Origin of the sequence: Pantoea sp. SORGH_AS_0659 (assembly GCF_031453915.1) — a bacterium.
GTDB classification, from domain to species: Bacteria; Pseudomonadota; Gammaproteobacteria; order Enterobacterales; family Enterobacteriaceae; genus Pantoea; species Pantoea leporis.
Genome location: NZ_JAVJAK010000001.1, coordinates 4,063,055 through 4,085,022, shown reverse-complemented (window position 1 = coordinate 4,085,022; position 21,968 = coordinate 4,063,055). Strand labels below are relative to the sequence as shown.

The 21,968-nt window shown below is 55.6% G+C and carries 19 protein-coding genes and 1 rRNA gene; 17 read left to right on the top strand and 3 right to left on the bottom strand.

Translation table 11 applies throughout. From position 1 onward, the window contains the following. The first annotated feature begins 34 nt into the window (after positions 1-34). The 9 genes from Q3H59_RS19205 (at position 35) to tatD (ending at position 8,622) form a co-directional block, all read left to right on the top strand. Positions 35-1,306 carry a tetratricopeptide repeat protein gene (locus tag Q3H59_RS19205; protein ID WP_280172315.1) on the top strand — a complete coding sequence of 424 codons (1,272 nt, stop codon included), beginning with the start codon at positions 35-37 and terminating at the stop codon, positions 1,304-1,306. Positions 1,307-1,507: 201 nt separating this feature from the next. After that, the gene (rmuC, locus tag Q3H59_RS19200) at positions 1,508-3,019 is read left to right on the top strand and encodes a DNA recombination protein RmuC (RefSeq protein WP_101763736.1); all 1,512 of its coding nucleotides are present in this window, start codon (positions 1,508-1,510) and stop codon (positions 3,017-3,019) included. Positions 3,020-3,094: 75 nt separating this feature from the next. Beyond that, positions 3,095-3,853, top strand: a complete 759-nt coding sequence (gene ubiE / locus Q3H59_RS19195; RefSeq protein ID WP_008105805.1) for a bifunctional demethylmenaquinone methyltransferase/2-methoxy-6-polyprenyl-1,4-benzoquinol methylase UbiE — start codon at positions 3,095-3,097, stop codon at positions 3,851-3,853. Positions 3,854-3,859: 6 nt separating this feature from the next. Continuing rightward, entirely contained in the window at positions 3,860-4,465 is a 606-nt protein-coding gene (locus tag Q3H59_RS19190; RefSeq protein ID WP_110867936.1) for an SCP2 domain-containing protein, read from the top strand. Then, positions 4,462-6,099, top strand: a complete 1,638-nt coding sequence (gene ubiB / locus Q3H59_RS19185) for a ubiquinone biosynthesis regulatory protein kinase UbiB (protein ID WP_101763734.1) — start codon at positions 4,462-4,464, stop codon at positions 6,097-6,099. Before Q3H59_RS19190 ends, ubiB begins: the two co-directional genes overlap by 4 nt. 110 nt (positions 6,100-6,209) lie before the next feature. Further along, positions 6,210-6,464 carry a Sec-independent protein translocase subunit TatA gene (tatA, locus tag Q3H59_RS19180; RefSeq protein WP_008105810.1) on the top strand — a complete coding sequence of 85 codons (255 nt, stop codon included), beginning with the start codon at positions 6,210-6,212 and terminating at the stop codon, positions 6,462-6,464. A 2-nt stretch (positions 6,465-6,466) separates the two neighbouring features. After that, positions 6,467-6,994, top strand: a complete 528-nt coding sequence (gene tatB / locus Q3H59_RS19175) for a Sec-independent protein translocase protein TatB (protein ID WP_101763733.1) — start codon at positions 6,467-6,469, stop codon at positions 6,992-6,994. 2 nt (positions 6,995-6,996) lie between these two features. After that, on the top strand, positions 6,997-7,755 hold the full coding sequence (gene tatC, locus Q3H59_RS19170) for a Sec-independent protein translocase subunit TatC (RefSeq protein ID WP_101763732.1): 759 nt from the start codon (positions 6,997-6,999) through the stop codon (positions 7,753-7,755). An 84-nt stretch (positions 7,756-7,839) separates the two neighbouring features. Next, a complete protein-coding gene (gene tatD / locus Q3H59_RS19165) occupies positions 7,840-8,622 on the top strand; it encodes a 3'-5' ssDNA/RNA exonuclease TatD (RefSeq protein WP_309836381.1) in 783 nt (260 codons plus the stop codon). Here tatD and rfaH read toward each other — a convergent pair. Continuing rightward, the gene (gene rfaH / locus Q3H59_RS19160; protein ID WP_101763730.1) at positions 8,619-9,107 is read right to left on the bottom strand and encodes a transcription/translation regulatory transformer protein RfaH; all 489 of its coding nucleotides are present in this window, start codon (positions 9,105-9,107) and stop codon (positions 8,619-8,621) included. The genes tatD and rfaH overlap by 4 nt on opposite strands. Positions 9,108-9,316: 209 nt before the next feature. Here rfaH and pepE point away from each other — a divergent pair, with 209 nt between their 5' ends. The 3 genes from pepE (at position 9,317) to fre (ending at position 12,347) form a co-directional block, all read left to right on the top strand. Next, positions 9,317-10,048, top strand: a complete 732-nt coding sequence (gene pepE, locus Q3H59_RS19155; RefSeq protein WP_309836377.1) for a dipeptidase PepE — start codon at positions 9,317-9,319, stop codon at positions 10,046-10,048. A gap of 73 nt (positions 10,049-10,121) precedes the next feature. Further along, entirely contained in the window at positions 10,122-11,606 is a 1,485-nt protein-coding gene (gene ubiD / locus Q3H59_RS19150) for a 4-hydroxy-3-polyprenylbenzoate decarboxylase (protein ID WP_309836375.1), read from the top strand. 39 nt (positions 11,607-11,645) lie between these two features. Beyond that, positions 11,646-12,347, top strand: a complete 702-nt coding sequence (gene fre, locus Q3H59_RS19145) for an NAD(P)H-flavin reductase (protein ID WP_101763727.1) — start codon at positions 11,646-11,648, stop codon at positions 12,345-12,347. 117 nt (positions 12,348-12,464) lie between these two features. Here fre and fadA read toward each other — a convergent pair whose 3' ends face one another. Both fadA and fadB read right to left on the bottom strand, forming a co-directional pair. Further along, positions 12,465-13,628 carry an acetyl-CoA C-acyltransferase FadA gene (fadA, locus tag Q3H59_RS19140; RefSeq protein ID WP_309836372.1) on the bottom strand — a complete coding sequence of 388 codons (1,164 nt, stop codon included), beginning with the start codon at positions 13,626-13,628 and terminating at the stop codon, positions 12,465-12,467. Between the two features lie 10 nt (positions 13,629-13,638). Then, positions 13,639-15,822, bottom strand: coding sequence for a fatty acid oxidation complex subunit alpha FadB (fadB, locus tag Q3H59_RS19135; protein WP_309836370.1), 2,184 nt, complete (start codon positions 15,820-15,822; stop codon positions 13,639-13,641). Between the two features lie 186 nt (positions 15,823-16,008). On the opposite strand from fadB, the gene pepQ reads away from it, so the two are divergent. From pepQ to Q3H59_RS19110, 5 genes are all read left to right on the top strand, one after another. Next, positions 16,009-17,340: a Xaa-Pro dipeptidase gene (pepQ, locus tag Q3H59_RS19130; RefSeq protein WP_309836369.1), complete on the top strand. Its 1,332-nt coding sequence runs from the start codon at positions 16,009-16,011 to the stop codon at positions 17,338-17,340. Further along, entirely contained in the window at positions 17,340-17,957 is a 618-nt protein-coding gene (locus tag Q3H59_RS19125; RefSeq protein WP_137384924.1) for an IMPACT family protein, read from the top strand. The genes pepQ and Q3H59_RS19125 overlap by 1 nt, the downstream gene beginning before the upstream one ends. A gap of 27 nt (positions 17,958-17,984) precedes the next feature. After that, positions 17,985-19,436, top strand: a complete 1,452-nt coding sequence (gene trkH, locus Q3H59_RS19120; protein WP_101763723.1) for a Trk system potassium transporter TrkH — start codon at positions 17,985-17,987, stop codon at positions 19,434-19,436. Between the two features lie 17 nt (positions 19,437-19,453). Next, positions 19,454-19,990: a menaquinone-dependent protoporphyrinogen IX dehydrogenase gene (hemG, locus tag Q3H59_RS19115; protein WP_309836366.1), complete on the top strand. Its 537-nt coding sequence runs from the start codon at positions 19,454-19,456 to the stop codon at positions 19,988-19,990. 409 nt (positions 19,991-20,399) lie between these two features. Beyond that, a 16S ribosomal RNA gene (locus Q3H59_RS19110) occupies positions 20,400-21,939 on the top strand. The last annotated feature ends 29 nt before the right edge of the window (positions 21,940-21,968 follow it).

Sequence of the window (21,968 nt, the reverse complement as noted above, 5' to 3'; positions counted from 1 at the left end):
GCGCGCAATTTCAGCAGCTACTGAGAAATTTCTTATGCGCAAAATGGTTTCTGTCTCACGTCCCAATTTCATGAATAATCCCGCTACTGCACAATCACGCGTTGAAGGTGCAGCAGCGAGATTTCGCCAGGCGATGGCGGCGAATAATTATCCTCTTGCGCGTCAATGCTGTGAAGAAGTGCTGCGCGTCTTGCCCAATCATATGCAGGTGCTCAGCGACTACGCGCTCACCCTGATGCGCGTTGGCGAATACAAAAAATCTTATAAAATTTACCAGAAGATCTACCAGGCTCCGGCCGCGCAGCGTGCGCAGGCATCGGAAACCTGGCTGGATGGATTAACCGAAGTGTGCGGCTGGTTGAATAAAGAAGATGAGTTGGCGCGGTACGGCCTCGAATCGCTGCAGAAATCCGATGTGACCTTCAGTAAAGGGGCGAAAGTCGCCTTCCCTTCTGAGGCACCACCGCCGATCAACCGCAGTAATCCGGCAGAAAATATCATCTCCTTTAGCCTGTATGGCAGTCAGCCACGCTACTGCGAAACCTTGATTAAAAACATCGAAGTGGCGCGCGAGCTTTATCCCGACTGGATCTGCCGCATCTATCTCGACGACAGCGTGCCGCAGCACGTCTGGCAGCGCCTGACGCAGCCAAACACCCAACTGGTGGATATGTCGCATGAGAAAACTATCTTCCCAACGCTGTGGCGTTTTCTGGTGATGGACGATACCAGCGTCAAACGCTACATCGTGCGTGATGCGGATTCGTTGCTGTCCGAGCGCGAAGTCGTGGCGGTAGAAGCCTGGCTGACTTCGCCTTACTGGTTCCATCATATGCGCGATTACTTCTCGCATACCGAGCTGCTGCTGGCGGGCATGTGGGGCGGCTGCCACGGCGTGTTCCACAACGTTGAGCAGCAGATGCGTGACTTTATCGCGCAATATGAAGGCAGCGAACGATTTACCGATCAGTACTTCCTCAAAGTGGCGCTGTGGCCGACGGTACGTGAGAGCATCTTGAATCATGACGATATTTTCCGCTTCCATCATGCACAACCGTGGCCGGCGCATCAGCCGATTCGCTGGCAAACCGACAGCTTCCACGTCGGTAGTAACGCCGGTTTTGCCAGCATGGCGGGCCAGGTCGAAAACGCTGAGAACGGCTGGCAGCAGGTTGAGATCACCTACGACGGGAAAAGCTGGACCTATCCGGCCAAAATCCAGGGTGAAACCGAATGGGTGTTGCCGATGCCCTTCTTCCTGATTGATGCGTGGAAAGCGGGCGATCTCACCGTAAAAGCCCTCTAATTAGAGAACGTTTTCCCTAAATAATTCGAGTCGCAGGAAGGCGGCAAGCGGCGAATCTCCGGGAGCTTACATCAGTAAGTGACTGGGGTGAGAACGTGCAGCCAACGCATCTGCGGCTTGAAGTATGAAGGGAAAAAAATCTGGACATTCATACAGTAGAGCTCTACCTTTTCCCTCAGCAAGTCGATCCGCGGGGGGATTATGGATCAGCAACTTATCATTAGCGGCGCGCTGGCGCTGGCCGGTTTGGGCATTGGCTGGATCATTGCTCAACTGCGCGCCGGTCATCAGCACGCCAGCTTCACCACCGAGCGTCGCCTGCTGGAAGAGGCGCAGCAGCGTCAGCAGCAGCAGCTCGAACAGTTACAGCAGCAAATCCAGCAACGCGAGCAGGAGATGCGCCAGCTACACGGTGCACTGAGCGGTGCGCAGGAACGTTTGCAGCAGCTTGATTACTGGCGCGGCGAAAGTGAACAACTCAGCCGTGAACTGCGAAATCAGCTGGAAGTGAACAGCGCGCAGGAAGCCGAACTGCGCGAAGTGACCATTCGTCTTGAAGAGACGCGCTACGGTGCAGAAGAGAAGCAGCGACTACTGACCAACAGCGAACAGCGCCTCAGCGCGCAGTTTGAAAATCTCGCCAATCGCATCTTCGAAAACAGCGGGCGGCGCGTCGATGAACAAAACCGTCAAAGCCTGAATAGCCTGATTGGTCCGCTGCGCGAACAGCTGGACGGTTTCCGCCGTCAGGTCACCGACAGCTTTGGCCTGGAAGCGCGTGAACGTCACACGCTGACCCACGAAATTCGCCAGCTACAACAACTCAACGCACAGATGGCGCAGGAAGCGGTCAATCTTACTAAAGCGCTGAAAGGCGACAATAAAATTCAGGGAAACTGGGGCGAAGTGGTGTTGGCCCGCGTGCTGGAAGCATCGGGCCTGCGTGAAGGCTACGAATACCAAACGCAGGTTAGCGTGCAGCTGGAACAGCAGGGCAGGATGCAACCGGATGTGATCGTGCGTTTGCCGCAGGGTAAAGATGTGGTGATTGACGCCAAAATGACGCTGGTGGCCTACGAACGCTACTTCAATGCCGACGATGAAGCCACGCGTGAGCAGGCGATTCAGGAACACATTAGTGCCATGCGCGGACACATTCGCCTGCTGAGCCGTAAAGATTACCAACAATTGCCCGGTTTACGCTCTCTGGATTATGTGTTGATGTTTATCCCGGTGGAACCGGCGTTTCTGCTGGCGATTGATCGTCAGCCCGAGCTGATTAGCGAAGCGTTACAGCAGAACATTATGCTGGTTAGTCCCACCACTTTGCTGGTGGCGCTGCGTACTATCAATAATCTCTGGCGTTATGAGCATCAAAGCCGCAACGCACAGCGCATCGCCGACCGGGCAACGCGGCTGTACGACAAAATGCGGCTGTTTGTCGATGACATGAGTGGCATCGGGCACAATCTCGACAAAGCGCAGCAAAGCTATCATCAGGCGATGAAAAAGCTGTCTGAAGGGCGCGGCAATCTGATCGCACAAAGTGAAGCGTTCCGTTCGCTTGGCGTGGAGATCAAACGTCCGATTAATCCGCAACTGGTTGAACAAGCGCAGCCGGAAGAAGCGGATGAAGATTGGGCAGACGATCGCACCGAGGATGAAAACGTTGCAGAACCAACAACAGACTCGCTGCGCCGCATCAACGAATAGCACGGTGGTCGCGTGCTCGTGTAGCGCGACTCTGATACACTTCGGCAAGAATTGTTTGTGGAACAGGTAAAACCGATGGCAGATGAATCACAGCAGGAAACTACCCATTTTGGCTTCCAGACCGTCGCGAAAAGCGAAAAGGCCGATAAAGTTGCGGACGTGTTTCACTCCGTCGCGGCAAAATATGACCTGATGAACGATTTGATGTCGTTTGGCATCCATCGTGTCTGGAAGCGTTTTACCATTGACAGCAGCGGCGTGCGCCGCGGTCAGCGCGTGTTGGATCTGGCGGGTGGTACCGGCGATCTCACGGCAAAATTCTCACGTCTGGTGGGCGAAACCGGCCAGGTTGTGCTGGCAGACATCAACAGCTCGATGCTGAAGATGGGCCGCGAAAAGCTGCGTAATCTCGGCGTGTCGGGCAATGTCAGCTATGTGCAGGCGAATGCCGAAGCGCTGCCGTTCCCGGATAACTACTTCGATTGCATCACCATCTCATTCGGCTTGCGTAACGTGACCGAAAAAGAGAAAGCGCTGGCATCAATGTTCCGCGTGCTGAAGCCAGGCGGACGTCTGCTGGTGCTGGAGTTCTCGAAGCCGCTGCTGGAGCCGCTCAGCAAAGCTTACGATACCTATTCATTCCACATTCTGCCGCGTATTGGTCAGTTGGTGGCGCAAGACGCTGAAAGCTATCGCTATCTGGCGGAGTCGATTCGTATGCATCCCGATCAGGAAACCCTGAAAGCGATGATGAACGATGCGGGCTTTGAAAATACCACCTACTTCAACATGACTGGCGGTATTGTCGCGCTGCATCGCGGATTTAAATTCTAATCCATCATGACTTTAACTCCTCTCATCACCGGCGGTCTTGAGACCGCCCTGAACCGTGTTCTCTATCGCGATCGCAGCCTGAAAGCCGCACGCCAGCGTTTGGCTGGTAAGGTATTGATGCTGCGTCTGCAAGAGCTCGATTTTCCTTTGGTGCTGGTGTTTAGCGAATCGCAACTCGATGTGCTGAGTGATTGGCAAGACAACAGCGACTGCACGGTGAGTTTGCGTGTCAGTACTTTGCCGAAACTGCGCGATCGCCAGCAGCTCACCAGCCTGATTCGTAGCGGTGAACTGGAGGTGGACGGCGACTTGCAGGTGGTACAGCAATTCTCCGCACTGATGGATCTCGCCGAGCTGGATCCGGCGGAATATCTTGCACCGTGGATTGGCGATATCGCTGCGCAAGGCGTAAGCCAGGCCGCACAGCAGGCGCTGAAGTTCGTGCAGCAGCAGTTCATCCGCCGCCAGGATTATCTTGGTCAGGTGCTGACGGAAGAGTGGCGCGTTGCGCCGGGCGCACTGGAACTGGCATGGTTTTGCGAGGAAGTGGAAGCGATAGAACGTTCGCTCAATGCGTTTGAAACGCGTTTGGCACAGCTGGAGGCGAAATGACGCTGGGAGAAATTCGGCGCTTATACTTCATCATCAAGATCTTTCTGACTTACGGCCTTGATGAACTGATTCCCCGCATGCGCTTCACGCTGCTTTTACGCTTGTGGCGGCGCTGCATCTTCTGGATCCCTAACCAACATAAAGATGCTTCCGCCGGCGTGCGCATCCGTTTAGCGATGGAGCAGTTGGGGCCGGTGTGGATCAAATTCGGTCAAATGCTCTCGACGCGTCGCGATCTGTTCCCACCGGCGATTGCCGATGAACTGGCGGTGCTGCAGGACCGCGTTGCGCCATTTGATGGCGTGAAAGCCAAACAGCAGATTGAAAAGTCGATTGGCGGCCCGGTGGAAACCTGGTTTGAAGACTTCGATATCAAACCGCTGGCCTCGGCTTCTATCGCGCAGGTGCATACCGCAACGCTGAAATCCAACGGCCGCGCGGTGGTAATTAAAGTGATTCGTCCCGACATCCTGCCGGTGATCAGAGCCGATATGCGACTGATTTACCGTCTGGCGCGGTGGGTGCCGCGTTTGTTGCCGGATGGTCGTCGTCTGCGTCCGGTAGAAGTGGTGCGCGATTACGAAAAGACCTTAATTGATGAGCTGAATCTGCTGCGTGAAGCGGCGAATGCCATCCAGCTGCGTCGTAACTTTGACCAAAGCCGCATGCTGTATGTGCCGGAAGTGTTTTCTGATTATTGCAGCGAATCGATGATGGTGATGGAGCGCATTTACGGCATTCCGATCTCAGATATCGCCACGCTGGAGCAGCACGGCGTTAACATGAAACTGCTGGCCGAGCGCGGTGTGCAAGTGTTCTTCACCCAGGTATTCCGCGACAGCTTCTTCCATGCCGATATGCATCCCGGCAATATCTTCGTCAGCTACGATCACCCGGAAGATCCGCAATACATCGGCATCGACTGCGGTATTGTCGGTTCGCTGAACAAAGAAGATAAGCGCTATCTGGCCGAGAACTTCATCGCCTTCTTTAACCGCGATTACCGCAAAGTGGCCGAGCTGCATGTGGATTCTGGCTGGGTACCGGCCGATACCAACGTCGAAGACTTTGAGTTTGCCATTCGTACCGTGTGTGAGCCGATTTTCGAAAAGCCGCTGGCTGAGATTTCGTTTGGCCACGTGCTACTCAACCTGTTCAACACCGCGCGTCGCTTTAATATGGAAGTGCAGCCGCAGCTGGTGCTGTTGCAGAAGACGCTACTGTATATTGAAGGGATTGGCCGCCAGCTCTATCCGCAGCTTGACCTGTGGAAAACGGCCAAGCCTTTCCTCGAAGATTGGATCAAAGATCAGATTGGTATCCCGGCGATTTTGCGGGCGGTGAAAGAGAAAGCGCCGTACTGGGCGGAAAAACTGCCGGAGTTGCCGGAGCTATTTTACGACAGCATGCGCCAGCACAAATTATTGAAGCACAGCGTCGATAAACTCGTCACCGATTTAAACGTACAGCGAACACGCAATCATCAGGCGCGCTATCTGTTTGGTGTAGGCGCTACACTGTTATTAAGTGGCACCGCCGTGCTGTTAAGTCGACCGGATTGGGATTTCTTCCCGGCGCTATTAATGGCCGCTGGCATCGTCACCTGGCTTATTGGCTGGCGCAAGACAAACTGATTGTCTGCCTGGTGCAAATCGCGTAATGTCGCAAGCTAAAGCCCGAAATCATACGGGCTTTCTGTGCGTTACAGTCAACAGTTTTTCACAGAATATTAGAGGCATATCTCATGGGCGGTATCAGTATTTGGCAATTGTTAATCATTGCCGTCATTGTTGTTCTTCTGTTCGGTACCAACAAACTTCGTAACCTGGGTTCGGATTTAGGATCTTCCATTCGTGGCTTCAAAAAAGCTATGGGCGATGAAGACGATAAAAAGGATCAACCGAAAGAGCAGGACGCTGACTTCAACGCCAAAACTCTGGCAGACAAACAGCAAACCACGGCGACTAAAGACGACGCCCGGAACGACAAGCAGGTATAACTGTGTTCGACATTGGTTTTAGTGAACTGGTATTAGTGTTCGTGATCGGGCTGATTGTGCTTGGCCCGCAGCGGTTACCGGTTGCGGTGAAAACCGTCGTCGGCTGGATCAGAGCCATTCGCTCGCTGGCCGCGAATGTACAAAACGAACTGGCGCAAGAGTTGAAACTGCAGGAATTGCAGGACAGCCTGAAAAAGGTGGAAGAAGCGGGCCGTGGCACGTTGTCACCCGAGCTGAAAGAGTCGATGGAAGAACTGCGTAAAACCGCCGACTCCATGAAGCGTTCGGTGCAGCAGAGTATCGATCTCGAAAAAGAGGAAGATGAAGCCAACACTATTCATCAGACTCCGCCAGCCGCCGTGCAGCCCGTGACTTCACCTGCGGTCACGCCCGCAGCAGCAGAGCATCAAACCAGTGCGCCTGCACAGACTCCGCAGCCTACTGACGAAATCTCTGCCGCAGAAACCCCTCCCGTCGCCAGTGCTCCTGAAAGCACCGCGAAGACTTCTCTCGTAAAAGATGAACGATAAACATGGCCGTTGAAGATACCCAACCGCTCATTAGCCATTTGATTGAGCTGCGCAAGCGTTTGTTGAATTGCATCATCGCTGTTTTAGTCATCTTTTTGTGTCTGGTCTATTTCGCGAATGATATTTACCATCTGGTCGCGTCGCCGCTGATCAGCCAGATGCCAGCCGGGGCGAGCATGATCGCTACCGACGTCGCATCGCCATTCTTCACGCCGATCAAGCTGACTATCATCGTTTCGGTGTTTCTGGCCGTGCCGGTGATTTTGTATCAGGTGTGGGCCTTTGTGGCGCCCGCGCTCTATCGCCACGAACGCAAACTGGTGATGCCGCTGCTGTTCTCCAGTACGCTGCTGTTTTACGTCGGCGTGGCGTTTGCTTACTTCATCGTGTTCCCGCTGGCGTTTGGCTTCTTCGCCAAAACCGCGCCGCAAGGCGTGACCATCGCAACGGATATCACCAACTACCTCGACTTCGTCATGACGATTTTCATGGCCTTCGGCGTGGCGTTTGAGGTGCCGATTGCGATTGTGCTGCTGTGCTGGACCGGCATAACTTCACCAGAAGATTTGAAAAAGAAACGTCCTTACATGTTGGTTGGCGCGTTCGTGGTTGGGATGTTGCTCACACCGCCGGATGTTTTCTCGCAAACTTTGCTCGCTATTCCGATGTACTGCCTGTTTGAAGTCGGCGTATTCTTCTCCCGCTACTATGTGGGTAAAGGACGTCAGTCTTCGGATGAGGAACACAACACCGAATCCTGATGTCCTTAATGCAGGGCATCCCGCAGCGCGCGGGAAGATGAATCTAAACCGCCCCGTTGGGCGGTTTTTTATTGGGGAGAAGACATGTTTGATATCGGTGTAAACCTGACCAGCACGCAATTCGCAAAAGATCGCGAGCAGGTGGTAAAACGTGCGCGCGAAGCAGGCGTCACCGGCCTGTTAATTACCGGCACCAACGCGCTGGAGAGCCAGCAGGCGCGGCAGCTGGCGGCATTGCACGCGGGCTATTGCTGGTCAACCGCCGGCGTCCATCCGCACCATGCCAGTGAATGGTCGACGGAAACCGCGAATACCTTGCGTCGCCTGGCGGAAAGTGAGCAGGTGGTCGCGATTGGCGAATGTGGCCTGGATTTCAATCGCAATCTTTCGGCCCACGATCAGCAGGAATACGCTTTCGATGCGCAGCTGGCGTTGGCTGCTGAGCTACAGCTACCGGTGTTTTTGCATTGCCGTGAAGCGCACGATCGTTTTGTTGCAGTACTTGAGCCGTGGCTACCGAAGCTGGTTGGTGCAGTCGTGCACTGCTTTACCGGTACGCGTGACGAGCTGCAAGCGTGTCTGGCGCTGGGATTGTCGGTGGGCATTACCGGTTGGGTGTGCGACGAGCGTCGCGGTATGGAACTGCGTGAATTGCTGCCGCTGATTCCGGCTGAGCGCCTGTTACTGGAAACCGACGCACCGTATTTACTGCCGCGCGATATGCATCCGCGTCCCACTTCGCGCCGCAATGAGCCATGCTTCCTGCCGCATATTGTGCAGCAGGTGGCGAACTGGCGTGGCGAGGAGGCGGAAGCGCTGGGAGCGCAGGTTAATCTCAACGCGCGTCAGCTGTTTAAACTCGCTTAGAGTTTACGGAACTGTTTGTTATCCACGCTGCGCATCACCTGTTTGTTCAGCATGTTGAGCAGCAGAACGGAGCGCGTTTCACCATCCGGCTCGGCAAAAATGGCGCGCAATCCTTCGAAAGTGCCATCGGTGATGATCACTTCATCACCGCTTTGCGGGGTTTCCGCATCGAGCACGATCTGCGGCACGTCGGTTTGCAGCGCTTCGATCACATCATTTGATACGGTGGCCGGCATGGTGCCAAAGCGCACGAAGTGGCTGACGCCGCGCGTGCTGCTGATGGTGGTGGTGTGAATCGCTTCGGGATCGAATTCGATAAACAGATAGTTGGGAAACAGCGGCTCACTCACGGTGGTGCGTTTACCGCGCACAATCTTCTCCAGAGCGATCATCGGGCTGAGGCAATTCACCTCTTGCCGCTCAAGATGCTCTTTCGCGCGCAACAGTTGTCCACGTTTGCAATAGAGTAAGTACCAGGATTCCATAACCGCTCCCAAATAATGGACGCTAAGAATATCAAATCAGTTGTCAGAGTTATAGCGCATCGGCGGGTGGAAACCGGGCGCTGAAAACAATTTCACTACGATTTATCCGATTGATGCGGCTTATTTACGCTTTCTTGCAAGAAAATTGACGGCCGGCGACCATCTGTATCAGACTCCCTCCCCATCTTTCGATTGAAAAGGAGTGGCTGATGGAACTGTTCCTGTTGAGTAACGGTAAAGTGGCTGACGATGCGCCGCTGTTAAGTTACGCCCACCTGCAGCTGCATGCGATGATCGCCCAGCGCGGCATCACTTCGGCGGTGCTGGTGCCGTACGCGATTATTCGTGGCGATCACGCGCAGCGCGCGCAGGAGTTATCCGCGTCGTTAGGCATTGACGTGCGCACCGTGCACGAGTTTGCATCGCCCGTTGCGGCGATTGAACAAGCTGAGCTGATTCTGGTGAGCGGCGGAAATACCTGGTTCCTCAATCAAATGCTGCACGAGCACGGCTTGATCGTCGCTATACAACGCGCGGTGCGCGAGCGTGATGTGCCGTACGTCGGCTGGAGCGCCGGTTGCAATGTGGCAACGCCTTCCATTCGCACCACCAATGATATGCCGGTGCGCAGCAGCGTAGTGTTGCCCGCGCTGGGTTTGTTCCCGGTGCAGATCAATCCGCATTATCTTGATGCGCACGTCAGCGGCCATATGGGCGAAACGCGTGATGAACGACTGGCCGAGTTCTGTGCCGTTAACCCGCATGAATCGGTGATTGCGCTGCGTGAAGCCAGCTTCCTGCACGTGAGCGAAAATCGCCTGCGTTACTACAGCGCACGCGGTGAAGACTTCAAAGTGTTCCGTCACGGCGAGCCGATTACTGCTTATCACGATGTATTGGCGATTCAGTCGCTGGTGCCGTTTTCCTGTCAGCCTGCCTGACGCAAAACCTCAACATGTCAGCGTAAAACGCCTCTATAATGGCGTTTCACTCTGGCCGGAAAGCTAAAGCCGCATGAAATATCAGGATTTACGAGACTTCCTCGCATTGCTGGAACAGCGTGGCGAGTTAAAGCGCATCACTCAGGAGATCGATCCTGAGTTAGAGATGACGGAAATTGCCGACCGCACGCTGCGCGCTGGCGGCCCGGCGCTGCTGTTCGAAAACCCGAAAGGGTACGACATGCCGGTGCTGTGTAATCTGTTTGGCACACCCAAACGCGTGGCGATGGGCATGGGCCAGGAAGAGGTCAGTGCGCTGCGTGAAGTGGGCAAGCTGCTGGCGTTCCTGAAAGAGCCGGAGCCACCAAAAGGCTTCCGCGATCTGTTCGATAAGATGCCGCAGTTCAAGCAAGTGCTGAACATGCCGACCAAGCGCCTGCGCAATGCGCCGTGCCAGGAAGAGATTTTCAGCGGCGATGACGTCGATCTGTCGCGCATTCCGGTGATGAAATGCTGGCCGGGCGATGCTGCGCCGCTAATTACGTGGGGATTGACCGTCACGCGCGGCCCGCATAAAGAGCGACAAAATCTGGGTATCTATCGTCAGCAGGTGATCGGCAAGAACCGCGTGATTATGCGCTGGCTGTCACATCGCGGCGGCGCGCTGGATTTCCAGGAGTGGTGTAAAGCGCATCCGGGCGAACGTTTCCCGCTGTCGGTGGCGCTGGGCGCCGATCCTGCCACCATTCTCGGCGCGGTAACGCCGGTGCCGGATACACTCTCCGAATACGCCTTTGCCGGTTTGCTGCGCGGGAATAAAACCGAAGTGGTGAAGTGCGTTTCAAACGAACTCGAAGTGCCAGCCAGCGCGGAAATCGTGCTGGAAGGTTATATCGAGCCGGGCGATGTCGCGCCGGAAGGTCCGTACGGCGACCACACAGGCTACTACAATGAAGTAGATAGCTTCCCGGTGTTTACCGTGACGCACGTAACGCAACGTCGCAACCCGATTTATCATTCAACCTACACCGGACGTCCACCGGATGAACCGGCGGTGCTGGGCGTGGCGCTCAATGAAGTGCTGGTGCCGATTCTGATCAAGCAGTTCCCGGAGATCGTTGATTTCTATCTGCCGCCGGAAGGCTGCTCTTATCGCCTCGCGGTAGTAACGATCAAGAAACAGTACGCGGGTCACGCCAAGCGCGTGATGTTCGGCGTGTGGTCGTTCCTGCGTCAGTTCATGTACACCAAGTTCGTGATTGTGTGCGATGACGACGTCAACGCGCGTGACTGGAATGATGTGATTTGGGCGATTACCACCCGCATGGATCCGGCGCGCGATACGGTGCTGGTTGAGAACACGCCCATCGATTATCTCGACTTCGCCTCGCCGGTTTCCGGCTTAGGCTCGAAGATGGGACTTGATGCGACCAATAAGTGGCCGGGCGAAACCACGCGCGAGTGGGGCACGCCGATTGTGAAAGATCCGGCGGTGACCGCGCGCATTGACGCCATTTGGGATGAGTTAGCTATCTTTGCCGAGCCGCCGCAGCGCTAACGGCGGCAGACCAATTAGACCCGAAGAAAAAGGGAACGCATGACAACGTTAAGCTGCAAAGTGACTTCGGTTGAAGCGATTACGGACACGGTTTACCGCGTTCGTTTAATTCCGGCGGCGGATTTTAACTTCCGCGCCGGACAGTATTTGATGGTGGTGATGGATGAGCGCGATAAGCGCCCGTTTTCGCTGGCTTCTACGCCAATGGAAAAGGACATCATTGAGCTGCACATCGGCGCGTCGGATCTCAATCTCTACGCGATGGCGGTGATGGACCGCATCAAGAACGATCGCCAGATTACGGTTGATATGCCGCACGGCGATGCATGGCTGCGTGAAGATAGCGAGCGTCCGATCATTCTGATCGCGGGCGGTACCGGCTTCTCCTATGCGCGTTCTATTCTGCTGACCGCGCTGGCACAGCAACCCGATCGCGAGATTGCGATTTACTGGGGCGGCCGTGAGCTGATGCATCTGTACGATCTGGATGAGCTGAATGCGCTGGCGGTGAAGCATCCGAACCTGAAAGTGATCCCGGTGGTTGAACAACCGGCGGATGACTGGACCGGACGCAGCGGCACGGTACTGACGGCGGTGATGCAGGATTTCGCGTCGCTCAGCGAGCACGATATCTATATTGCCGGTCGTTTTGAGATGGCGAAGATTGCGCGTGAGCGTTTCTGCGCCGAGCGCGGTGCGCTGGAAGCGCAGATGTTTGGCGATGCGTTTGCCTTTATTTAAGGTCAACAGAACGCGATAAATCGCGCCGCTACGATGATGTGCACGGATTCGTCGCGGCGCAATGTATTGCGTAAAAAAACCGCCCGAAAGGGCGGTAACACGTGCAACATTAACGTATTAAACCCGTTCGAACACCGTGGCGATGCCCTGGCCTAAGCCAATGCACATGGTCGCCAGACCAAATTGCGCATCGCGACGTTCCATCAGATTTAGCAGCGTAGTACTGATACGCGCACCGGAACATCCCAGCGGATGACCGAGCGCAATCGCGCCGCCATTCAAATTCACTTTTTCATCCAGCTGTTCCAGCAAGCCCAAGTCTTTAATGCATGGCAGCGCCTGTGCGGCAAAAGCCTCGTTGAACTCGAACAGGTCGATATCCTGCACGCTCAATCCGGCGCGCTTAAGCGCCAGCTTGCTGGCGGGAACCGGACCGTAACCCATAATCGACGGATCGCAGCCAACCACCGCCATGCTGCGAATGCGCGCGCGCGCTGTCAGACCGAGTTCGCGTGCGCGGCTTTCACTCATGATCAACATCGCGGCTGCGCCGTCGGAAAGCGCGGATGAGCTGCCTGCGGTCACGGTGCCGTTGACCGGATCGAATGCCGGGCGCAGCGCAGCCAATCCTTCGAGGCTGGTCTCTTCGCGGATCACTTCGTCGCTCTCAAAGCGCTTCAACACGCCGTCGGCGTCGTGGCCGTAGGTCGCCACAATTTCACGCTTGAAGTCGCCGCGCTGGGTTGCTGCCCAGGCGCGCTGGTGCGAACGCAGCGCAAAAGCATCCTGCTGCTCACGCGTAATGTGATGCATGCGCGCCAGCATCTCGGCTGTTAACCCCATCATGCCCGCCGCTTTCGCCACCGTGCGACCCAGGCCCGGATGGAAATCCACGCCGTGGCTCATCGGCACGTGGCCCATATGTTCTACGCCGCCAATCAGGCAGCTGTGCGCATCGCCAACCATAATCGCACGTGCCGCGTCGTGCAGCGCCTGCATCGACGAACCGCACAGGCGGTTGACGGTGCTGGCAGGTACGCGATGCGGGATCTCCGCCAGCAGCGCGGCGTTACGTGCAATGTTGAAGCCTTGCTCCAGCGTCTGCTGCACGCAGCCCCAGATAATGTCGTCCAGCGTGGCGGGATCAACCGCCGGGTTGCGGCTCAGCAGCTCGCGCATCAAATGCGCCGAGAGATCTTCCGCCCGCACCTGACGAAACGCACCGCCTTTGGAGCGGCCCATCGGCGTGCGGACCGCATCAACAATTACCACTTTTTCCATTTTCATTACCTCAGGCACTTTGCAGCGCCGCTTCGTCAATCGGTTGCACCGCGGGATACCAGCTCTGATGCTGATGGGCTTTTTGCAACAGCAGCTCCGGCAGCGCGTACAGCGGGCCGAGCGCGGTATAACGTTTGGCCTGATCGACCACGTTGCTGTTGCCCAGCGTATCCATGTAGCGGAACGCGCCGCCACGGAACGGCGGGAAGCCTAAACCGTACACCAGCGCCATATCAGCTTCGGCCGGTGAAGCGATGATCTTCTCTTCGAGGCAGCGCACCACTTCGTTGAGCATCGGCAGCATCATGCGGTTGGCGATCTCGTCATCGCTGAACACGCGCTTCGGCTGGCAAATCGGTTCCAGCAGCGCATCGACAGCCGCATCGGCTCTCTTCTGCGCTTTGCCTTTTTTATCCTGCTCCCAGCGGTAAAAGCCCTGACCGTTTTTCTGGCCGTAACGTTTGGCGTCAAACAGCACGTCGATCGCGTCGCGATAATCTTTTTGCATGCGAGACGGGAAACCTTGCGCCATCACCTGTTGAGCGTGATGCGCGGTATCAATGCCGACCACATCCAGCAGCCACGCGGGGCCCATCGGCCAGCCGAACTGTTTTTCCATTACTTTATCGATCTGACGGAAATCCGCGCCGTCGCGCAGCAGCAGGCTGAAGGCGGCGAAGTAGGGGAACAGCACGCGATTCACAAAGAAGCCGGGACAGTCATTCACCACAATCGGCGTCTTGCCCATTTTGCTCGCCCAGGCCACCACTTTACTGAGGGTCGCTTCTGAGGTTTTCTCACCGCGAATCACTTCAACCAGCGGCATACGCGGTACCGGATTGAAGAAGTGCATGCCGCAGAAGTTTTCCGGACGTTTCAGGGCTTGCGCCAGCAGGCTGATCGGAATGGTTGAGGTGTTGGAGGCGAGAATGGCGTCCTCGCGCAGATGCTGTTCGGTCTCTGCCAGCACTTTGGCTTTGATCTGCGGATTCTCTACTACCGCTTCTACCACCACGTCGGTGCGTTCGAATCCGGCGTAATCCAGCGTGGGCTGAATGGTGGTGAGTACGCTCGCCAGTTTCGCGCCGTCAATTTTGCCGCGCTCCAGCTGTTTGTTCAGCAGCTTGCTGGCTTCGGTCATGCCCTGCGTTAACGCCTGCGGATTGATATCTTTCATCATCACCGGCACGCCTTTCCATGCCGATTGATAAGCAATGCCGCCGCCCATAATGCCTGCGCCTAATACTGCTGCTTGCTGCGGCGCACCGGCCGCACTGCTGTGCTTTTTCGCCAGGCCTTTGACGTACTGATCGTTCAGGAAGATACCGACCAGCGCGCGTGCCACATCGCTCTGCGCCAGCGGCACAAACGCGGCGGTTTCCAGCTTCAGCGCATCATCACGTCCGAGGCTGGCGGCAGCTTCAATGGTTTTCACGGCGGTGATCGGTGCCGGATAGTGTTTGCCCGCGGTTTGCAGCACCATGCTTTTGGCGATGGTGAAGCTCATGGCGGCTTCAATCGGGCTGAGTTTCAGCGGTGCCAGCTTCGGCGCGCGGCGTGTCTGCCAGTTGCCCTGCACGATGGCGTCCTGCAATACGGTCAGCGCAGCGGCACGTAGTTTGTCGCTGCTGACTACCGCATCCACCAAACCGAGTTTCAGGGCGCTGCTGCCATCAACATCTTTACCGGCGGCGATAATCTCCATCGCGCTATCGGCGCCAAGCAGGCGCGGCAAGCGCACGCTGCCGCCAAAGCCTGGCATAATGCCCAGTTTGGTTTCCGGCAGGCCAATGCGTGCGGTCGGCGTGGCAATGCGGAAGTCGGTCGCCAGTATGCATTCACAGCCGCCGCCCAGCGCATAGCCGTCGATGGCGGCCACGGTGGGCACCGGCAAATCTTCTAAACGATTGAAGATGCTGTTGGCAAACGCTAGCCACTGGCTCAGCTTCTCTTCTGGCGCATCAAACAGCGACAGGAATTCTGTGATGTCGGCACCAACGATAAATGCCGGTTTGGCCGACGAGAGCAACAGGCCGCGCAGCGCGGGTTGCTGTTCCAATACGCTTAATGCCTCGCCCAACGAGGCAACGGTTTTGGTATCGAGTTTGTTCACCGAACCGGGCGCATCGAAAACCAGCTCGGCGATGCCGTCGTCAAGCCAGTGAACTGAAAGGGTATCGCCTTGGTAGAGCATGTCCGTCTCCTGAAACCGCGAAAGTTGATCTGGTCATACCAGATGAGTTGGAGTGTGAGTGTGATGTTAATTATTTGCAAACGAGAGTTTGATTATTTGATACAACGATCACAGCGTGCGCAGCACGGCATCGCTAACACGGCTGTGCTACACTGCGGCCACTTTCGCGACATCGGAGACTAGTCCATGGATTCACTGAAAACCCTGTATCACGCGCACATCAATACGCTGCAGCAGCGAGCGCAGCAGGTGCTGGCTCGCTTTAAGCTTGATGCCATGCTGATTCATTCCGGCGAGCTGTTGACCGTTTTTCTCGACGATCACGACTATCCGTTTAAGGTGAATCCTCAGTTCAAAGCGTGGGTGCCGGTGACGCAGGTGCCAAACTGCTGGTTATGGATTGATGGCGTGAATAAACCCAAGCTGTGGTTCTATTCGCCGGTTGATTACTGGCACAACGTTGAGCCGCTGCCAAACAGCTTCTGGACTAACGATGTGGAGGTGATTAGCCTGAAGAGTGCCGATGAGATCGCGCAGCTGCTGCCAGCACAGCGTGAAAACGTAGCCTATATCGGTCCGGTGCCGTCACGTGCTTCCCAGCTCGGTATTAACAGCGAGCAGGTGAACCCGAAAGGCGTGATCGATTTCCTGCATTATCATCGCAGTATCAAAACCGACTATGAACTGGCGTGTATGCGCGAAGCGCAGAAGCTGGCGGTGGCGGGCCATCGCGCTGCCAAAGAGGCGTTCTTCTCTGGCATGAGCGAGTTCGATATCAATATCGCCTATCTGACCGCAACCGGCCATCGCGATACCGATGTGCCTTATGGCAACATCATTGCGCTCAATGAACATGCCGCGGTGCTGCACTACACCAAACTGGATCATCAGCCGCCGGCCAAACGCCACAGCTTCCTGATTGACGCCGGTGCGGAATACCTCGGTTACGCCGCTGACCTGACGCGCAGCTACGCGGCGCAGAGCAAATCGCGCTATGCCGACATGGTTGCGGCGATGAACAAGGAAGAGCTGGCGCTGATCGCCACCTTGAAAGCCGGCGTGCGCTATACCGATTATCATCTGCAGATGCATCAGCGCATTGCGCGTCTGCTGCTGAAGTTCGAGTTGGTGAAAGGCCTGACTGAAGAGACGCTGGTGGCGGAAGATTTAACCGGTCCGTTTATGCCGCACGGCCTTGGACATCCGCTCGGCCTGCAGGTGCACGATGTGGCTGGTTTTATGCAGGACGACAATGGCACGCATCTGGCGGCACCGTCGCAATATCCGTATTTGCGTTGTACGCGCGTGCTGGAACCTGGCATGGTGCTGACTATCGAACCGGGCTTCTATATTATCGATTCGCTGCTGACGAAGCTGCGCGGCGGCAAGTTCAGCCAATACTTTGACTGGGCGGCAATTGATGCACTGAAACCTTACGGCGGTATTCGTATCGAGGATAACGTGGTGGTTCACGCTAATCGCATTGAAAACATGACGCGCGACCTGCACCTTGCCTGATGGATGCTTACGACATTCCCGCTCAGGCCGTAAGTCTCAGCGAGGAAACCATCAAGAAAAGCCGCTTCATCACCTTGCTGGCGCACACGGCCGGCGTGGAAGCGGCGCGCGCGTTTGTGCAGCAGGTGAAGCAGGAACATCCTACCGCGCGGCATCACTGCTGGGCGTGGGTGGCGGGTGCGCCGGATGATTCGCAGCAGCTGGGTTTCTCCGATGATGGCGAACCTTCTGGCACCGCGGGCAAACCGATGCTGGCCCAGCTGATGGGTAGCGGTGTCGGTGAGATCACCGCGGTAGTGGTGCGTTATTATGGCGGCATCATGCTGGGCACCGGCGGACTGGTAAAAGCTTATGGCGGCGGCGTGCAGCAAGGACTGAAGCAACTGGCGCGTCAGCGTAAAGTGCCGATGGAATCTTTTACCCTGCAGTGCGATTACGCCCAACTCAGCGACATTGAACGCTTGCTGCAACGTTTTGACGGCATTATAGAAGAGAGCCATTATCAGGATCGTATTGCGCTGCGTTTAGCGTTGCCGCATGCGCAGATTGATGGCTTTCGCCAAAACCTCTCTGATTACAGCCGGGGCGCGCTGACGCTCATCCCGCTGACAAACTAAAAGCTTCTGTTTAAAGGAAACGGCTGAATGCATTTTCGCGCCATTACCCGCATCGTGGGCCTGCTGGTGATTCTGTTCTCGGTGACCATGATTTTACCGGGCCTCGTCGCCTTGATTTACCGTGATGGTGCCGGGCGCGCGTTCAGTCAGACCTTTATGATGGCGATCGTTATCGGTTCACTGCTGTGGTGGCCAAACCGCAAGCAGAAAACCGAACTCAAGCCGCGCGAAGGCTTCCTTATCGTGGTGCTGTTCTGGACCGTGTTGGGCAGCGTCGGTGCGATGCCGTTTATCTTCGCCGAGCAGCCGCATCTCTCAATCACTGATGCCTTCTTTGAGTCCTTCTCTGGCCTCACTACCACCGGCGCCACCACGCTGGTGGGACTGGATACGTTGCCTAAAGCGATTTTGTTCTATCGTCAGATGCTGCAGTGGCTCGGCGGGATGGGGATCATTGTGCTGGCGGTGGCGATTCTGCCCATTCTGGGCGTGGGTGGCATGCAGCTCTATCGCGCCGAAATGCCGGGACCGTTGAAAGATAACAAGATGCGCCCGCGTATCGCGGAAACAGCTAAAACGCTGTGGCTGATCTACGTATTGCTCACCGTGGCGTGCGCGGTGGCGCTGTGGCTGGCGGGCATGCCGATGTTTGATGCTATCGGCCATAGCTTCTCGACGATCGCGATTGGCGGGTTCTCAACCCATGATGCCAGCATCGGCTACTTTAATAGCCCAACTATCAACACCATTGTCGCGGTATTTCTGCTGATCTCGGGCTGTAACTATGGCCTGCACTTCTCTTTATTAAGTGGTCGCAACCTGAAAGTGTACTGGCGCGATCCCGAATTCCGCATGTTTATTGGCGTACAACTGACCTTAGTGCTGATCTGTACCATAGTGTTGTGGTTCCACAATGTGTACGCCAGCGGCTGGCAAACGCTGAATCAGGCGTTTTTCCAGGTGGTATCAATGGCGACCACGGCCGGTTTTACCACCGACAGCATTGCGCGCTGGCCGCTGTTCCTGCCGGTGCTGCTACTGTGCTCGGCTTTTATCGGCGGCATGGCGGGTTCAACCGGCGGCGGTTTGAAGGTGATTCGCATTCTTCTGCTGTTCAAACAGGGTTCGCGTGAACTGAAGCGATTGGTGCACCCGAATGCGGTTTACACCATCAAGTTGGGTAATCGCGCGCTGCCGGAACGTATCCTCGAAGCGGTGTGGGGTTTCTTCTCAGCTTATGCGCTGGTGTTCCTGCTCAGCATGTTGGCGATCATCGCCACCGGCGTGGATGACTTCTCGGCTTTTGCTGCCGTGGCCGCGACCCTGAATAACCTCGGGCCCGGTTTGGGTGTGGTAGCAGACAACTTCACTTCAATGAATGATGTCGCGAAGTGGATTTTGATTTTAACCATGCTGTTTGGACGCCTTGAAGTGTTCACGCTGCTGGTGCTGTTCACGCCGACCTTTTGGCGCGAATAATAAAATAGGATTGAGTAATGAAAGCGTTGATTCTGTATTCCAGCCGCGATGGACAAACCCGTGACATTGCCGCGCGCATTGCGCAGACCTTAGTGCCGCATCAACTGTGTGACGTGATCGATTTACTACAGGCACCGCAGATTGATTGGTTGCAGTACGATCGCGTGCTGATTGGTGCTTCGATCCGCTATGGCCATTTCAATCCGGCTTTGCTGAAATTTGTCACCCAGCACAAAGCACTGCTGCAGCAGCGGGTGAGCGGCTTCTTTAGTGTCAACCTGACGGCGCGTAAAGCAGATAAGTGTACGCCAGAGACCAATGCGTATACGCGCAAGTTCCTGGAGCAGTCACCGTGGCAACCCGATTGCTGTGCGGTTTTCGCCGGGGCGTTGCGTTATCCGCGTTATCGCTGGTTTGATCGCGTCATGATTCAATTCATTATGCGTATGACCGGCGGGGAAACCGATACATCGAAAGAAGTGGAGTACACCGATTGGAATAAAGTGGCGCTTTTTGCCCAGGGTTTTGCGCAGTTACCAGGCAAATCGTTGTGAAATACAGCGTTGTGGCGAAATTTAGGTCGAACAGTAATTTATTTGCAATTAACCCTTGTCAGCTCCGAATAACTCCCTATAATGCGCCACCACTGAGACGGCAAAGCGGCAACGCAGACGGCTCGGCAGGGAGTGAAAAAATTCATCCCGCCGGATGAAGACGCTGAAAAAAGTGTTTGACTCCGAAGGAGAGTAGCGTAGTATACGCCACCTCGCGACAGACGGTTCAGCCGCTGTTCGCAACGCTCTTTAACAATTTATCAGACAATCTGTGTGGGCACTCGCAGGATTGATATCCGCGTCTCCGGACGCAAAAAAATATTAAAGCCTCACGAGTGAACACATAATGAAATTCATTATGACGTTTTACAGATGAGCATCGCTGAACTTGTTTCAGCAAATCAAACTTAAATTGAAGAGTTTGATCATGGCTCAGATTGAACGCTGGCGGCAGGCCTAACACATGCAAGTCGAACGGTAGCACAGAGAGCTTGCTCTCGGGTGACGAGTGGCGGACGGGTGAGTAACGTCTGGGAAACTGCCCGATGGAGGGGGATAACTACTGGAAACGGTAGCTAATACCGCATAACGTCGCAAGACCAAAGTGGGGGACCTTCGGGCCTCACACCATCGGATGTGCCCAGATGGGATTAGCTAGTAGGTGGGGTAATGGCTCACCTAGGCGACGATCCCTAGCTGGTCTGAGAGGATGACCAGCCACACTGGAACTGAGACACGGTCCAGACTCCTACGGGAGGCAGCAGTGGGGAATATTGCACAATGGGCGCAAGCCTGATGCAGCCATGCCGCGTGTATGAAGAAGGCCTTCGGGTTGTAAAGTACTTTCAGCGGGGAGGAAGGCGGTGAAGTTAATAGCTTCACCGATTGACGTTACCCGCAGAAGAAGCACCGGCTAACTCCGTGCCAGCAGCCGCGGTAATACGGAGGGTGCAAGCGTTAATCGGAATTACTGGGCGTAAAGCGCACGCAGGCGGTCTGTCAAGTCGGATGTGAAATCCCCGGGCTTAACCTGGGAACTGCATTCGAAACTGGCAGGCTGGAGTCTTGTAGAGGGGGGTAGAATTCCAGGTGTAGCGGTGAAATGCGTAGAGATCTGGAGGAATACCGGTGGCGAAGGCGGCCCCCTGGACAAAGACTGACGCTCAGGTGCGAAAGCGTGGGGAGCAAACAGGATTAGATACCCTGGTAGTCCACGCCGTAAACGATGTCGACTTGGAGGTTGTTCCCTTGAGGAGTGGCTTCCGGAGCTAACGCGTTAAGTCGACCGCCTGGGGAGTACGGCCGCAAGGTTAAAACTCAAATGAATTGACGGGGGCCCGCACAAGCGGTGGAGCATGTGGTTTAATTCGATGCAACGCGAAGAACCTTACCTACTCTTGACATCCAGAGAACTTAGCAGAGATGCTTTGGTGCCTTCGGGAACTCTGAGACAGGTGCTGCATGGCTGTCGTCAGCTCGTGTTGTGAAATGTTGGGTTAAGTCCCGCAACGAGCGCAACCCTTATCCTTTGTTGCCAGCGGTTCGGCCGGGAACTCAAAGGAGACTGCCAGTGATAAACTGGAGGAAGGTGGGGATGACGTCAAGTCATCATGGCCCTTACGAGTAGGGCTACACACGTGCTACAATGGCGCATACAAAGAGAAGCGACCTCGCGAGAGCAAGCGGACCTCATAAAGTGCGTCGTAGTCCGGATCGGAGTCTGCAACTCGACTCCGTGAAGTCGGAATCGCTAGTAATCGTAGATCAGAATGCTACGGTGAATACGTTCCCGGGCCTTGTACACACCGCCCGTCACACCATGGGAGTGGGTTGCAAAAGAAGTAGGTAGCTTAACCTTCGGGAGGGCGCTTACCACTTTGTGATTCATGACTGGGGTGAAGTCGTAACAAGGTAACCGTAGGGGAACCTGCGGTTGGATCACCTCCTTACCTGAAGATACCTTCCCGCGAAGTGCTCA